General features: G+C 71.8%; 13 protein-coding genes. 7 read left to right on the forward strand and 6 right to left on the reverse strand.

What is annotated here, in order from left to right; all coding sequences use genetic code 11:
- The first annotated feature begins 52 nt into the window (after positions 1-52).
- The 6 genes from frr (at position 53) to ABT354_RS27315 (ending at position 7,188) form a co-directional block, all read left to right on the forward strand.
- Positions 53-610: a ribosome recycling factor gene (frr, locus tag ABT354_RS27290; RefSeq protein ID WP_351498463.1), complete on the forward strand. Its 558-nt coding sequence runs from the start codon at positions 53-55 to the stop codon at positions 608-610.
- Positions 610-1,767, forward strand: a complete 1,158-nt coding sequence (locus tag ABT354_RS27295) for a phosphatidate cytidylyltransferase (RefSeq protein WP_351498465.1) — start codon at positions 610-612, stop codon at positions 1,765-1,767. Before frr ends, ABT354_RS27295 begins: the two co-directional genes overlap by 1 nt.
- 144 nt (positions 1,768-1,911) lie before the next feature.
- On the forward strand, positions 1,912-3,018 hold the full coding sequence (rlmN, locus tag ABT354_RS27300; RefSeq protein WP_351498467.1) for a dual-specificity RNA methyltransferase RlmN: 1,107 nt from the start codon (positions 1,912-1,914) through the stop codon (positions 3,016-3,018).
- A gap of 317 nt (positions 3,019-3,335) precedes the next feature.
- Positions 3,336-4,427, forward strand: coding sequence for a thiamine ABC transporter substrate-binding protein (locus tag ABT354_RS27305; protein WP_351498470.1), 1,092 nt, complete (start codon positions 3,336-3,338; stop codon positions 4,425-4,427).
- A 119-nt stretch (positions 4,428-4,546) separates the two neighbouring features.
- Positions 4,547-6,166, forward strand: coding sequence for an ABC transporter permease (locus ABT354_RS27310; RefSeq protein WP_351498607.1), 1,620 nt, complete (start codon positions 4,547-4,549; stop codon positions 6,164-6,166).
- Positions 6,166-7,188, forward strand: a complete 1,023-nt coding sequence (locus tag ABT354_RS27315) for an ABC transporter ATP-binding protein (RefSeq protein WP_351498472.1) — start codon at positions 6,166-6,168, stop codon at positions 7,186-7,188. Before ABT354_RS27310 ends, ABT354_RS27315 begins: the two co-directional genes overlap by 1 nt.
- 70 nt (positions 7,189-7,258) lie before the next feature.
- Here ABT354_RS27315 and ABT354_RS27320 read toward each other — a convergent pair whose 3' ends face one another.
- The 4 genes from ABT354_RS27320 to ABT354_RS27335 form a co-directional block, all read right to left on the reverse strand.
- Entirely contained in the window at positions 7,259-8,404 is a 1,146-nt protein-coding gene (locus ABT354_RS27320; RefSeq protein ID WP_351498474.1) for a hypothetical protein, read from the reverse strand.
- Entirely contained in the window at positions 8,386-9,114 is a 729-nt protein-coding gene (locus ABT354_RS27325) for an ABC transporter ATP-binding protein (RefSeq protein WP_351498476.1), read from the reverse strand. The genes ABT354_RS27320 and ABT354_RS27325 overlap by 19 nt, the downstream gene beginning before the upstream one ends.
- Positions 9,115-9,386: 272 nt before the next feature.
- Positions 9,387-10,769: an aspartate aminotransferase family protein gene (locus ABT354_RS27330; protein WP_351498478.1), complete on the reverse strand. Its 1,383-nt coding sequence runs from the start codon at positions 10,767-10,769 to the stop codon at positions 9,387-9,389.
- The gene (locus ABT354_RS27335) at positions 10,754-11,269 is read right to left on the reverse strand and encodes an Lrp/AsnC family transcriptional regulator (protein WP_351498609.1); all 516 of its coding nucleotides are present in this window, start codon (positions 11,267-11,269) and stop codon (positions 10,754-10,756) included. Before ABT354_RS27335 ends, ABT354_RS27330 begins: the two co-directional genes overlap by 16 nt.
- A 180-nt stretch (positions 11,270-11,449) precedes the next feature.
- On the opposite strand from ABT354_RS27335, the gene ABT354_RS27340 reads away from it, so the two are divergent.
- Complete coding sequence (locus ABT354_RS27340; protein WP_351498611.1) at positions 11,450-12,889, forward strand: gamma-aminobutyraldehyde dehydrogenase; 1,440 nt, start codon at positions 11,450-11,452, stop codon at positions 12,887-12,889.
- Between the two features lie 156 nt (positions 12,890-13,045).
- Here ABT354_RS27340 and ABT354_RS27345 read toward each other — a convergent pair whose 3' ends face one another.
- Both ABT354_RS27345 and ABT354_RS27350 read right to left on the reverse strand, forming a co-directional pair.
- A complete protein-coding gene (locus ABT354_RS27345; protein ID WP_502983513.1) occupies positions 13,046-13,831 on the reverse strand; it encodes an SAM-dependent methyltransferase in 786 nt (261 codons plus the stop codon).
- A gap of 56 nt (positions 13,832-13,887) precedes the next feature.
- Positions 13,888-14,625 carry a glycerophosphodiester phosphodiesterase gene (locus ABT354_RS27350; RefSeq protein ID WP_351498480.1) on the reverse strand — a complete coding sequence of 246 codons (738 nt, stop codon included), beginning with the start codon at positions 14,623-14,625 and terminating at the stop codon, positions 13,888-13,890.
- Positions 14,626-14,682 lie beyond the last annotated feature (57 nt).

The raw sequence follows: 14,682 nt of genomic DNA on the forward strand, positions 1-14,682 counted from the left end.
GGCCACCGGCCCGGGGGAACCTCAGCCTACTCAAGACACGCAGGAGCAAGTGGTGATCGAAGAGACCCTCCTCGAAGCCGAGGAGAAGATGGAGAAGGCCGTCGTGGTCGCCAAGGAGGACTTCGCCGCGATCCGCACCGGCCGTGCGCACCCGGCGATGTTCAACAAGATCGTCGCCGACTACTACGGCGCGCTGACCCCGATCAACCAGCTGGCCTCCTTCTCGGTGCCGGAGCCCCGGATGGCCGTGGTGACCCCGTTCGACAAGACCGCCCTGCGCAACATCGAGCAGGCGATCCGCGACTCCGACCTCGGGGTCAACCCGAGCAACGACGGCAACATCATCCGGGTGGTCTTCCCCGAGCTGACCGGTGAGCGCCGCCGGGAGTACATCAAGGTCGCCAAGACCAAGGCCGAGGACTCGAAGATCTCGATCCGCTCCATCCGCCGCAAGGCCAAGGAGACCATGGACAAGCTGGTCAAGGACGGCGAGGTCGGCGAGGACGAGGGCCGTCGCGGGGAGAAGGAGCTCGACGACACCACCGCGAAGTACGTCGCGCAGGTGGACGAGCTGCTGAAGCACAAGGAAGCCGAGCTGCTCGAAGTCTGATGAACGACTCTTCCTGGGGGGCCCTGCCGAGGGCCGACTACGTCGGCGGCTGGCGACCGTCCGACCAGGGCCCTGTTTCGGCGGGTCCCACGTACGACGAGCGTGACGCACAGCAGACTCGGCCCATGCCCATCGTGCCGGACTTTCCCGACGCAGGTAGAGACGCCGAAGACCGTGACCGCGACGCCCGTGAGCAGCGCGAGAGGGGGGCCGCTCCGTTGAGCGGCCCCCTGTTCCGCGACGACCAGCCGGATCCCGCGTCCGGCCCCGTACCGACCCCGCCGTCCGCACCGCCGACCGCCGGCCGGGCCGCGCGGTCGGGCCGGGCCGCGCGCGAGAAGAAGAAGGCCGGGCGGGATCTGCGGGCGGCGATAGGGGTCGGCGTCGGGCTCGGCGCGGTCATCGGTGCCTCGCTCTTCGTCGTCAAAGCGGTGTTCGTCGGGGTCATCGTGGTCGCCGTCGTCGTCGGGCTCTGGGAGCTGACGAGCCGGCTGCGGGAGCGCAAGGAGATCAAGGCGCCCCTGGTGCCGCTCGCCGTGGGCGGCGCGGCCATGGTGGTGGCCGGTTACGCGCGTGGGGCGGAGGGTGCCTGGGTCGCCATGGCACTGACCGCGCTGGCGGTGCTGGTGTGGCGGATGACGGAGCCTCCCGAGGGATATCTGAGGGATGTCACCGCCGGGGTCTTCGCCGCCTTCTATGTGCCGTTCCTGGCGACCTTCGTGGCGCTGATGCTCGCCGCGGACGACGGGGCCTGGCGGGTCCTGGTCTTCCTGGCGCTGACGGTGATCAGTGACACCGGGGCGTACGCGGTCGGCTGGCGCTTCGGCAGGCGCAGGCTGGCACCGAGGATCAGTCCCGGCAAGACCTGGGAGGGTCTCCTCGGGGCGATCGGCTTCGCGATGGTGGCGGGCGCGCTCTTCATGGAGTTCCTGATCGACGGCGGCAGCTGGTGGCAGGGGCTGCTGCTCGGTCTGGCGGTCGCGATCAGCGCCACCCTGGGCGACCTGGGTGAATCCATGATCAAGCGGGATCTGGGCATCAAGGACATGGGTGCGCTGCTGCCGGGCCACGGCGGCATCATGGACCGGCTGGACTCCCTCCTGCCGACCGCACCCGTGGTCTGGCTGCTGCTGGTCCTCTTCGTCGGCTCCGGCTGACACGGATCCGGCCGGCACGGCTTCGGTCGGCGCAGGCTTCCGTACGGACCGCACACGCTGCTGACCTGCTGTTTCTTCGGGGAAGGGCTCGTTATCCACAGGGTGGCGAGCCCTTTGTCGTATCTCTGCGACACTGGTAGGACCATGCCCAAGCCCGGAGAACTCACCTTTGTCGCGCCGCGCGGAGCCAAGAAGCCGCCGCGGCACCTTGCCGACCTCACCCCCGCCGAGCGCAAGGAAGCCGTCGCCGCCATCGGCGAGAAGCCGTTCCGCGCCAAGCAGCTGTCGCAGCACTATTTCGCGCGGTACGCCCACGACCCGGCCCAGTGGACCGATATCCCGGCCGCCGCGCGGGACCGGCTCGCCTCCGAGCTGCTGCCCGATCTGATGTCCGTCCTCCGCCATGTGTCCTGCGACGACGACACCACGCGCAAGACCCTGTGGCGGCTGCACGACGGCACCCTGGTCGAGTCCGTACTGATGCGCTACCCGGACCGGGTCACCATGTGCATCTCCTCCCAGGCGGGCTGCGGGATGAACTGCCCGTTCTGCGCCACCGGGCAGGCGGGCCTCGACCGCAATCTCTCCACCGCCGAGATCGTCCACCAGATCGTGGACGGCATGCGCGCGCTGCGCGACGGAGAGGTCCCCGGCGGCCCCGCCCGGCTGTCGAACATCGTCTTCATGGGCATGGGCGAGCCGCTCGCCAACTACAAGCGGGTCGTCGGCGCCATCCGCCGCCTCACCGACCCCGAGCCCGACGGCCTCGGACTCTCCCAGCGCGGGATCACCGTCTCCACCGTCGGTCTGGTCCCCGCGATGCTGCGCTTCGCCGACGAGGGCTTCAAGTGCCGGCTCGCGGTCTCGCTGCACGCGCCCGACGACGAGCTGCGCGACACCCTCGTCCCGGTGAACACCCGCTGGAAGGTCCGGGAGGTGCTGGACGCCGCCTGGGAGTACGCGGAGAAGTCCGGCCGCCGGGTCTCCATCGAGTACGCCCTCATCCGGGACATCAACGACCACGCCTGGCGGGGCGACCTCCTGGGCCGGCTGCTGAAGGGCAAGCGGGTCCATGTCAACCTGATCCCGCTCAACCCCACCCCGGGCTCCAAGTGGACCGCCTCCCGGCCCGAGGACGAGAAGGCCTTCGTCGAGGCCATCGCCGCCCATGGGGTGCCCGTCACCGTCCGTGACACCCGGGGCCAGGAGATCGACGGCGCCTGCGGACAGCTCGCCGCCGCCGAGCGCTGAGCCGCTGTCCCGGCAGAGCGCTGAGCAGCGCCCCCGCCCCGGCGGGGGCTGCCGGGGCCCCGGTACGACCTTGTACGCTGGGCCCCGACATCCATAGGGATGAAGATCCACCTATATCTGCACAGTCATCCGACAGGGGAGCGCCACAGCGCTGAGAGTGCGGTAACCACCGGTCCGCAGACCCTCTGAACCTCGCCCGGGTCATTCCGGGTAGGAAGTTCGGTCATCACTCAAGCTGTTGCGCCCTGCCCGGATTCTCCTCGGAGAACCGGGCGGGGCCGCGTCTCTTCCTGGCCGTACGGTCCCAGGAGGAATCAGTGAACACCAAGAAGCTGGCCGTCACCGCGGTCGTGGCCGCCTTGGGCGTCGGCACGCTCGCCGCCTGCGGCGGTGACTCCGGAGGCAAGGACGACTCCGGCGGCACCGCCTCCAAGACGGTCACCCTGGTCACCCATGAGTCCTTCGCCGTCTCCGGGAAGGTGCTCAAGGAGTTCACCCGTGAGACCGGGTACACCGTCAAGGTGCTCAAGAGCGGCGACGCGGGCGAGGCGCTGAACAAGGAGATCCTGACCAAGGGCTCCCCGCAGGGCGATGTCTTCTTCGGCGTCGACAACACCCTGCTCTCCCGCGCCCTCGACAACGGGCTCTTCACCCCGCACCGGGCCAAGGGCCTGGACGGGGTCGCGGACGGGGTGCGGCTCGACGGGGAGCGGCACCGGGTCACCCCCGTCGACACCGGCGACATCTGCGTCAACTACGACAAGAAGTACTTCGCCGACAAGAAGCTGGACCCGCCGCGCACCTTTGACGACCTGGTGAAGCCCGCCTACAAGGATCTGCTGGTGGTGGAGAACGCGGCCACCTCCTCGCCCGGTCTCGGCTTCCTCCTCGGCACCGTCGCCCGCTACGGCGAGGACGGCTGGCAGGAGTACTGGAAGGACCTCAGGAAGAACGGCGTCAAGGTGGTCGACGGCTGGTCCGAGGCGTACAACGAGGAGTTCTCCGGCTCCGCCGGCGGTCGCAAGGCCAAGGGCGACCGGCCGCTGGTCGTCTCCTACGCCTCCAGCCCGCCCGTGGAGGTGCTGTACTCCGACCCCCGGCCCGCGAAGGCGCCCACCGGGGTGGCGGCCGGCACCTGCTTCCGCCAGATCGAGTTCGCCGGACTCCTGGACGGCGCGAAGAACGAGAAGGGCGGCAAGGCACTGCTGGACTTCCTGCTCTCCCGGTCCTTCCAGGAGGACCTGCCGCTGAAGATGTTCGTCAACCCGGTGCTCCGGGACGCGAAGCTGCCGGAGATCTTCACCCGGTACGGCACCGAGGTCCCCGCCCCGCCGACGGTCGCCCCCGAGACCATCGCGAAGAACCGTGAGCAGTGGATCCAGGCGTGGACCTCGACCGTCCTGAAGTAGCGGACCGGGCACCCTCCCCCGCGGCGGGTGCGGGCCTTCCGCCGACCGCGGGTCCGGCCGTCCCGCCCCGTGCGCGGGCCGGCCGGGCGCTGCGGCGCGTCGGGCCCCGGCTCGCCCTGATGGCCGTGCCCGTCGCGTTCTTCGCCGTCTTCTTCGCCTACCCGGTCGCCGCCATCGTCGGCCGGGGGCTGCGGCCCGACGGGATCTGGCGGCTCGGCCACCTCGGGGAGGTGCTGGGCCGCGCCGACCTCCAGGGGATGCTCTGGTTCACCACCTGGCAGGCGGTCGCCTCGACCGTCCTCACCCTGCTGATCGCGCTCCCCGGTTCCTATGTGATGGCCCGCTTCGCCTTCCCCGGCAAGCGGCTGCTGCGCGCGGTGATCACCGTGCCCTTCGTGCTGCCGACCGTGGTGGTCGGCAGCGCCTTCCTGGCGCTGCTGGGCCGTGGCGGACTCCTGGACGAACTCTGGGGCATCCGGCTCGACACCACGGTCTGGGCCATTCTGCTGGCCCATGTCTTCTTCAACTACGCCGTCGTGGTCCGGACCGTCGGCGGACTCTGGGCGCAGCTCGACCCCCGGCAGGAGGAGGCCGCCCGGGTGCTCGGCGCGAGCCGCCTGAGCGCCTGGCGCCGGATCACCCTGCCCGCGCTCGCGCCCGCCGTGGCCGCCGCCGCCCTGATGGTCTTCCTCTTCACCTTCACCTCCTTCGGCGTCGTCCAGATCCTCGGCGGCCCCACCTACGCCACGCTGGAGGTGGAGATCTACCGCCAGACCGCGCAGCTGCTCGATCTGCGGACGGCGGCGGTGCTGACCCTGGTGCAGTTCGCCGCGGTCGGTACGGTGCTCGCGGTGCACGCCCGGACGGTACGGCGCCGGGAGGGCGCGCTGCGGCTGGTGGACCCGGACCGCACCGCCCGCCGGCCGCGCGGCGCCGGGCAGTGGGCGCTGCTCGGCGGGGTGCTCGCCACCGTGGCCGTGCTGCTGCTGACCCCGCTGGGGGTGCTGGTGGAGCGCTCCCTCGACACCCCGTCCGGCCATGGCCTCGCCCACTACCGCTCGCTGTTCACCCTGGACGAGGAGGGCGGGGCGTTCCTCGTACCGCCCATCGAGGCGGTGGGGAACTCGCTGGAGTACGCACTGGCCGCGACCGCCGTGGCGGTGGTGATCGGCTCCCTGGCCGCCGCCGCCCTCAGCCGCCGCTCCGGGCGGCTGACCCGGGGCTTCGACGCGCTGCTGATGCTGCCGCTGGGGGTCTCCGCGGTCACCGTCGGCTTCGGCTTCCTGATCACCCTGGACGAGCCGCCGCTGGATCTGCGCTCCTCCTGGATCCTGGTGCCGCTCGCCCAGGCGCTGGTCGGTGTCCCCTTCGTGGTACGGGTGATGCTGCCGGTGCTGCGCGCGGTCGACGGGCGGCTGCGGGAGGCGGCGGCGGTCCTGGGCGCGTCGCCGCTGCGGGTGTGGCGGGAGGTGGATCTGCCGATGGTCAGCCGGGCGCTGCTGATCGCGGCGGGGTTCGCCTTCGCGATCTCGCTGGGCGAGTTCGGCGCGACGGTCTTCCTCGCCCGGCCGGACCGGCCGACGCTGCCGGTGGCGGTGGCCCGGCTGCTCAGCCGCCCGGGAGAACTCAACTACGGACAGGCGATGGCCCTGAGCACGATTCTGATGGTGGTGTGCGCGGTGGCGCTGTTTCTGCTGGAGCGGACCCGTGTCCGTACCGCATCGGCGGGGGGCTTCTGATGGCCCTGCTCACGCTGGACGGGGTCACCGTGCGGTTCGGCGAGCGCGCCGTGCTGGACGCGGTCTCCCTGGAGGTGGCCGCGCACCAGACGGTGTGTGTGCTGGGACCGAGCGGCAGCGGGAAGTCCACCCTGCTGCGGGTGGTCGCCGGTCTCCAGCCGGTGGACGGCGGCCGGGTGCTGCTCTCCGGGAGCGACCAGGCGGGTGTCCCGGTGCACCGCCGGGGTGTCGGGCTGATGTTCCAGGACCATCAGCTCTTCCCCCAGCGCGATGTCGGCGGCAATGTCGACTTCGGGCTGCGGATGCGCGGTGACGGCGCGGTGGAGCGGCGGCGCCGGGTCGCCGGGCTGCTGGAGCTGGTCGGGCTGCCGGGGGCGGAGCGGCGGGCGGTCGCGTCGCTCTCCGGCGGGGAGCAGCAGCGGGTGGCGCTGGCGCGGGCGCTGGCCCCCGAGCCCCGGCTGCTGATGCTGGACGAGCCGCTGGGCCAGCTGGACCGGGGGCTGCGGGAGCGGCTGGTGGTGGAGTTGCGGGGGCTCTTCGCCCGGCTGGGCACCACGGTGCTCGCGGTCACCCATGACCAGGGCGAGGCGTTCACGCTGGCCGACCGGGTGGTGGTGATGCGGGACGGCCGGATCGCCCAGAGCGGCACCCCGCTGGAGGTCTGGAGCAGGCCCGCCGATGCTTTTGTGGCCCGCTTCCTGGGCTTCGACAATGTGGTGCCCGCGACCGTCTCCGGCGATGCGGCGGAGACGGTCTGGGGCCGGGTGCCGGTTCCGGCGGGTTCGCCGCAGGGGGAGCGCTCGGTGCTGATCCGCCCGGCGGGGGTACGGATCGGTCCGCCGGGGGAGGGGCTGCGCTGTGTCGCGGAGCCCGCGGTCTTCCGGGGCGACCACGCGGCGGTACGGCTCCGTCCCGACCGGGGCCCGGCCCTGGAGGCGGAGGTGCCGCCGAGGACGGCTCCCCCGGCGGGTGCCGAGGTCGGGGTGGTCTTCGACGCCGACGAGGTCGTGGTGCTGGGCTGACCCCTGATACGGGCAGTACGGGCAGTGCGGGCGGTACGGGCGGGTGTGCGGGCGGTACGGGCCCGGGGGCTCAGCCCGCCCCCGGCATCGCCGCCAGCATGCCCACCGCCCAGATCACCGGGGTGAAGACCAGCAGCAGCGTTCCCACCCGCAGCAGCGCCGCCAGCCGCAGCGGGGCGGCGGGCGCGCCCAGCCCCCGCAGCTGGCCGACGAGCGCCACCCGGTCCTGGCGGGCCTCGATCGCCGAGGTCAGCAGGGTGGCCGTGGTGCAGGCGATCACCAGCCCGGCGCCGAGCCCGGTCAGCGGCCCGAAGGGGCGCGGCCCGGTGCCGTAGAGCGCCCAGGCGGTGATCGCCGCCGAGGCGACCGCCGCCACCACCCCCAGCGGGCGGCCGACCCGGCGCGCCTCCGCCATCAGGATCCGCCCCGCGAGCAGCCGTACCGCGCCGGGCCGTACCGACTGGAGGAGCCGCCCGCAGAACCGGGTGAGCGCCGGTCCGGCGCAGGCGAGGCCGAGCGCGGTGAGCGCCCACCCCACCAGCACCCCGGCCCGGTCCGAGCCGAAGGCGCCGGGCAGCCGGACGGCCGTGCCCCGCTCGTCCATCGCCGCGAAGGTGCCGATCGCCAGCCCCGCGGTGACCAGCGCACATCCCCAGGGCAGCCCGCCCGGCGGGGGCTCGGGCTCCCGCTCCGCCGACGGTCCGCAGCGCCGCGAGCGCAGGGCCAGTGCCGTCGCCCCGGTGGTGACCAGGGGCGCCAGGGTGAGCAGCAGCAGGACCCCGCCCAGCGGCAGCGGCGCCCCCGCGCCCAGTGCCCGGGCGATGGTCCCGCCCGCCGACGGCAGCACCAGATCGCCCCGCAGCTGGAGGAAGACCAGCAGGGCGAGTCCGCTGCCGAGCAGCGCGGCGGGTGCGATGGAGGTGGCGGCCAGCAGGGCGAGGCGGGCGGGTCCGAGCCCGAAGGCGTCCAGTCCGTCCCGGGGGCGGGTCGCCGGGTCCGTCCGCGCCACCGCCACCGCCAGCTGGGCCACGGCGGCGAGCGGGATCGCGCACCACGCCAGCCGGAGCAGTGCGGGGGCCGGGTCCCCGGGGTGGGCCAGGGCGTGCCCGAGGGAGGAGAGCAGCAGCAGCCCCACACCGGCCGAGGCCACCGTCACCAGCAGCCGGCGCAGCAGGGCGAGGGGGCCCGTACCCAGGGTCAGACGGAGAGCGAGCACGCGGCCAGGCCTTCCGCTTCGGCGGTGGCCGGTCCATCGGTGCGGCGGCCGTCGAACAGCGCCACCGTACGGTTCGCGAGGGCGGCGACCGCCGGGTCGCAGGTGGCGAGGACGGTGGTGACCCCATGGCTGCGCACGGCGGCGAGCATGGTCCGCAGCATCAGGGCGGCGTCGGCGCTGTGCAGGGCGGCGGTGGGTTCATCGGCGAAGAGCACCGACGGGGGGCCGGCGAGGGCGCGGGCGAGTGCGGTGCGCCGGCGCTGGGAGCCGGTCAGGGCGGTGGGCCGGTGGTCGGCGAGGGCGTCGATGTCCAGCCGTTCCAGCCACTCCAGGACGCGGGAGCGGGCGGCGCCGGCCCGTTCGCCGCGGAGCAGCAGGGGCAGGGCCGCGTTCTCCCAGACGGTCAGCTCGGGGACGAGGGCGGGGTCGGGGCCGATCCAGCCGAAGCGCTCGCGTCGCAGCCGTTCGCGCTGGGGGGCGGTGAGGGTGTGCACGGCGAGGTCGCCGAACCGTACCTCGCCCTGGTCGGGGAGGCGGCGCCCGCTGAGACAGTCCAGCAGGGCGGTCTTGCCGCTGCCGCGCGGTCCGAGGACGGCGACGACCTCACCGGCGCGGACCCCGAGCGAGACATCGGTGAGGACCGGGTCCCCGGCCCGGGAGCAGTGCAGGGAGCGGGCCCGGAGCGCGTCGTCGTCCGGCGGGGTGGCCATGGCGTACACCTCGGTTCTCGGCTGAGCTCCCGTGCGTCGCGAGGGTCCCTCGCGTCGGTCGGGGGACGGCGGTCGGGCGACCGGTCCCTCGCACGCTAGGCAGCCGGACGCGGGGTCCGGGGAAAACCACACGGCCCGGGTACGCGCCATCCACTCGGATGGGCGTACCCGGGCCGTGCCGCCGCGCGGGGCGGCGGTCGCTCGGAGGACAAGAACTCAGAGCACCGGAATCAGAGCACCGGAATCAGAGCACCGGGATCAGAGCACCGGGATCAGAGCTTGGTCCAGGCCTCGGTGAGGACGTTCCGCAGGATCTGCTCGATCTCGTCGAAGGTCGACTGGTCGGCGATCAGCGGCGGCGCGAGCTGGATGACCGGGTCGCCGCGGTCGTCGGCCCGGCAGTACAGACCGTTCTCGAAGAGGGCCTTGGAGAGGAAGCCGTACAGGACGCGCTCGGTCTCCTCGTCGGTGAAGGTCTCCTTGGTGGCCTTGTCCTTCACCAGCTCGATGCCGTAGAAGTAGCCGTTGCCGCGGACATCGCCGACGATCGGCAGGTCGTACAGCTTCTCCAGGGTGGCCCGGAAGGCGCCCTCGTTGTCGAGAACATGCTGGTTGAGGCGCTCGCGCTCGAAGATGTCGAGGTTGGCGACGCCGACCGCCGCGGAGACCGGGTGGCCGCCGAAGGTGTAGCCGTGCAGGAAGGTGTTGTCGCCCTGGTAGAACGGCTCGGCGATCCGGTCCGAGATGATGCAGGCGCCGATCGGGGAGTAGCCCGAGGTCATGCCCTTGGCGCAGGTGATCATGTCCGGGATGTAGCCGAACTTGTCACAGGCGAAGGTGGTGCCGAGGCGGCCGAAGGCGCAGATGACCTCGTCGGAGACGAGCAGTACGTCGTACTGGTCGCAGATCTCGCGGACCCGCCGGAAGTAGCCGGGCGGCGGCGGGAAGCAGCCACCGGCGTTCTGCACCGGCTCCAGGAAGACGGCGGCGACCGTCTCCGGGCCCTCGAAGAGGATCTGCTGCTCGATCTGGTCGGCGGCCCAGCGGCCGAAGGCCTCCGGGTCGTCGCCGAAGAGCGGGGCGCGGTAGATGTTGGTGTTCGGCACCTTGTGCGCGCCGGGGACCAGCGGCTCGAAGGGGGCCTTGAGGGCGGGCAGACCGGTGATGGACAGGGCGCCCTGCGGGGTGCCGTGGTAGGCGACCGCACGGGAGATGACCTTGTACTTGGTCGGCTTCCCCTGGAGCTTGAAGTACTGCTTGGCGAGCTTCCAGGCGGTCTCGACCGCCTCGCCGCCGCCGGTGGTGAAGAAGACCTTGTTGAGGTCGCCGGGGGCCTCGTGCGCCAGGCGCTCGGCCAGCTCGACGGCCTTCGGGTGGGCGTAGGACCACACCGGGAAGAAGGCCAGCTCCTGGGCCTGCTTGAAGGCGGTCTCGGCCAGCTCGGTGCGGCCGTGACCCGCGTTCACCACAAAGAGGCCGGCGAGGCCGTCGAGGTAGCGCTTGCCCTTGTCGTCGTAGATATAGGTGCCCTCACCGCGGACGATGGTGGGGACGGGGGCGTTCTCGTACGACGACATGCGGGTGAAGTGCATCCACAGGTGGTCGTAGGCGGTCTGGGAAAGGTCGCTGCGGCTCACGGCTATCGGGTTCCCCACATGTAGGTCTGCTTCTTGAGCTTGAGATAGACGAAGCTCTCGGTGGACCGCACACCGGGGAGCGCGCGGATCCGCTTGTTGATCACTTCGAGCAGGTGGTCGTCGTCCTCGCAGACGATCTCCACCATCAGGTCGAAGGAGCCCGCGGTCATCACCACGTACTCGCATTCGGCCATGGCCGTCAGCGCGTCCGCCACCGGGTCGAGGTCTCCCTCCACCCGGACGCCGACCATCGCCTGCCGCCGGAAGCCCACGGTGAGCGGGTCGGTGACGGCGACGATCTGCATCACGCCCTGGTCGAGCAGCTTCTGGACGCGCTGCCGTACGGCGGCTTCGGAGAGGCCCACGGCCTTGCCGATCGCCGCGTAGGGACGGCGTCCGTCCTGTTGGAGCTGCTCGATGATCGCGAGGGAGACGGCGTCGATCGCCGGGGAGGGTGCTTTCCCGGCTGACCCGTTCCTGGAGTCTGCGCTTCGACTGGCCACAAATTCACCATGCACCGGGAGTCGTCGGTCACGCAACCCCTGATCGATGAAATTCGTTGTCGATCATGCCTGATTACGCGAAATCCGTAGGTGGTGTGGGTCGGGGCTGTCGAAAGCGTCACTCCGGGGACTAGGGTGGGGGAGGGTGTCTCACCCATTGGACCCAATGGAGATTCAGACAGGAGGGTGGCCACAGTGACCACCGAGCTGCGTCGTCTGCGCAACTACATCAACGGGGAGTTCCTGGACGCCGCCGACGGGCGGACGATCGAGGTCATCAACCCGTCCACCGGCGAGGCCTACGCCACGTCGCCGCTCTCCGGACAGGCCGACGTCGACGCCGCGATGGACGCCGCCGCGGCCGCCTTCCCCGCCTGGCGCGACGCCACCCCCGCCGAGCGCCAGCGGGTACTGCTCAAGATCGCCGACGCGATCGAGGAGCGCGCCGAGGACCTCATCACCTGTGAGTCGGAGAACACCGGCAAGCCGCTGGAGCTGGTCCGCACCGAAGAGATCCCGCCGATGGTGGACCAGATCCGCTTCTTCGCCGGCGCCGCGCGCATGCTGGAGGGCCGCTCCGCCGGTGAGTACATGGAGGGCTTCACCTCCATCGTCCGTCGGGAGCCGGTCGGTGTCTGCGCCCAGGTCGCGCCGTGGAACTACCCGATGATGATGGCCGTGTGGAAGTTCGCCCCGGCGCTCGCCGCGGGCAACTCGGTGGTGCTGAAGCCCTCGGACACCACCCCTGCCTCCACCGTGCTGCTCGCCGAGATCATCGGCTCGATCGTGCCCAAGGGCGTCTTCAACGTCCTCTGCGGCGACCGGGACACCGGCCGTGCCATGGTCGAGCACACCACCCCGGCGATGGCCTCCATCACCGGCTCCGTCCGCGCGGGCATCCAGGTCGCGGCCTCCGCCGCCAAGGACGTCAAGCGCGTCCACCTGGAGCTGGGCGGCAAGGCCCCGGTCGTGGTCTTCGAGGACACCGACATCGCCAAGGCCGTCGAGGACATCGCCGTCGCGGGCTACTTCAACGCGGGCCAGGACTGTACGGCCGCCACCCGGGTGCTCGTCCAGGAGTCCATCCACGACGCCTTCGTCGAGGCGCTGGCCCGGGCCGCCGCCGAGACCAGGACCGGCGCCCCGGACGACGCGGATGTGCTCTACGGTCCGCTCAACAACGCCAACCAGCTCGCCCAGGTCTCGGGCTTCATCGACCGGCTGCCGGCGCACGCCAAGGTCGAGGCGGGCGGCCACCGGGTCGGCGACAAGGGCTACTTCTACGCCCCCACCGTCGTCTCCGGCCTCAAGCAGGACGACGAGATCGTCCAGAACGAGGTCTTCGGCCCGGTCATCACGGTCCAGTCCTTCACCGACGAGGCCCAGGCCACCGCGTGGGCCAACGATGTCGAGTACGCGCTCGCCTCCTCCGTCTGGACCAAGGACCACGCGCGCGCCATGCGGATGTCCAAGGCGCTCGACTTCGGCTGCGTCTGGATCAACACCCACATCCCGCTGGTCGCCGAGATGCCGCACGGCGGATTCAAGAAGTCCGGCTACGGCAAGGACCTGTCGGCGTACGGGTTCGACGACTACACCCGGATCAAGCACGTCATGACCTCGCTCGACGGCTGATCGGCGGCCGGGATCCCGGTACGGGTCTCCGGTACGGATCAGGAGTACGGATCCCCGGTACGGATCAGGGGGCGCGGGCCATCGGGCCCGCGCCCCCTTCGTCGTCCGTACGGATGCCCGCGCGCCGGTACGGAGGCGCCCCGCGCTCCGGCCGCGCTATCGCTTGAGGCCCACCGCGCCGTACTGCGCCACCAGGGGCGGCTCCTCCCCGGTGGGGCCGGGGCGCCAGCGGGAGCAGGAGACCAGACCCGGCTCCAGCAGCTCCAGCCCGTCCAGGAACGAGGCGATCTCCGCACCGGTACGGGCGGTGATCGGCGGGGTGGCGTTCTCGTTCCAGAAGGCCATGGCCTCCGCGTTGCCCTCGCCGCCCAGCTCCAGGGTGGGGTGGGTGACGACCAGACAGCTGCCCGGGGGCACCGCGTCCATCAGGGTGCGGACGATCGAACGGGCCTCGTCGGTGTCGAGGACGAAGTTGAGGATGCCCAGCATGATCACCGCGACCGGGCGGTCCAGGTCCAGCGTCGGCCGTACCGCCCGCAGAATCCCCTCCGGGTCATGGGCGTCCGCGTCCAGATACTCCGTACGCCCCCCGGCGGAGCTGGTGAGCAGCGCACGGGCGTGGGCCAGCACGATCGGATCGTTGTCGACATAGACGATCCGGGAGTCCGGGGCGAGGCGCTGGGCCACCTCATGGGTGTTGTCCGCGGTGGGCAGCCCCGTACCGATGTCCAGGAACTGGCGGATGCCCCGCTCGGCGGCGAGATGGGTCACCACCCGGCCCAGGAAGGCCCGGTCGGCACGGGCCACCTCGCCGATGCTCGGATAGAGGCCGGTGATGTGGTCCCCGACCCTCCGGTCGACCGGGTAGTTGTCCTTGCCGTGCAGCCAGTGGTTCCAGACCCTGGCGTTATGGGCGATATCGGTACGGATCCTGTCGTTCACTTCTGTGCTCCTCGGCCGGGGGCGGATGGCCCGGACGGCCCATCATGCCGGAAGGATCAAGAAGGCCCGGTCGCGGGGGAGTTGTCCTGGAGGGGGACGGCGGGGGCGGTGCCGAGGACCGACCGGAGGGTGCCGACCCGGTTGGAGGTGATGGAGTCCACCCCCGCCGCGATCAGCCTCCGCATGACCCGCCGGGTGTCCACCGTCCAGGCGGAGACCAGCAGCCCCTCGCCGTGCACCCGCTCCGTCAGCTCCCGGCTCACCAGGCCGAAGCGGTAGTTGAGGGTGCGCGGACGCAGCGCCCGCAGCAGAACGGGGCGGGGCGGGGCGAGCGAGGTCCAGGTCAGGGCGATCTCGGCGGCGGGGTCGGCGGCGCGGACGGCGAGCATGGTGCGCGCTCCGGCGCAGTAGTACGCCCGTTCCGGCGCCCCGGAGTCATGGACGGTGGCCACCACGGCCCCGACCGTCTCCTCGGTGGCGCCCGGGAGGTCGATCATCACCCGGGCCCCGTCCCGTTCCGCCAGGGTGCGCAGCGCCTCCGCCAGGGTGGGCACCCCGCCCGCGGTGGCCTCGGCGACCTCGGCGCGGGTGAGCCGGTCGACCCTGTGGTCCTGGCCCCAGAGGCGTTTCAGCGTGGCGTCGTGGAGGAGTACGGGGACGCCGTCGCGGGTCACCCGGACATCGATCTCCACGGCGTCCGCGCCCCGGCCGAGGGCCGAGCGCAGGGAGGCCAGCGTGTTCTCCCGGACCAGATACGGGTCGCCCCGGTGGGCCACGGCGGTGACGGTACGCATGGGCCCATTCTCACCGGCCCCGGCCCGCCGTGCGCGCGCCGGGGCCGACGCCCGGCC

The organism is Streptomyces sp. NPDC000594 (assembly GCF_040299965.1).
Lineage (GTDB): Bacteria > Actinomycetota > Actinomycetes > Streptomycetales > Streptomycetaceae > Streptomyces.

Bases quoted from the DNA above. Each gene is read 5' to 3' on its own strand.
- ABT354_RS27295 (WP_351498465.1), top strand. From the start codon at position 610: ATGAACGACTCTTCCTGGGGGGCCCTGCCGAGGGCCGACTACGTCGGC.
- rlmN (WP_351498467.1), top strand. From the start codon at position 1,912: ATGCCCAAGCCCGGAGAACTCACCTTTGTCGCGCCGCGCGGAGCCAAG.
- ABT354_RS27310 (WP_351498607.1), top strand. From the start codon at position 4,547: ATGGCCGTGCCCGTCGCGTTCTTCGCCGTCTTCTTCGCCTACCCGGTC.
- ABT354_RS27315 (WP_351498472.1), top strand. From the start codon at position 6,166: ATGGCCCTGCTCACGCTGGACGGGGTCACCGTGCGGTTCGGCGAGCGC.
- ABT354_RS27325 (WP_351498476.1), bottom strand. From the start codon at position 9,114: ATGGCCACCCCGCCGGACGACGACGCGCTCCGGGCCCGCTCCCTGCAC.
- ABT354_RS27350 (WP_351498480.1), bottom strand. From the start codon at position 14,625: ATGCGTACCGTCACCGCCGTGGCCCACCGGGGCGACCCGTATCTGGTC.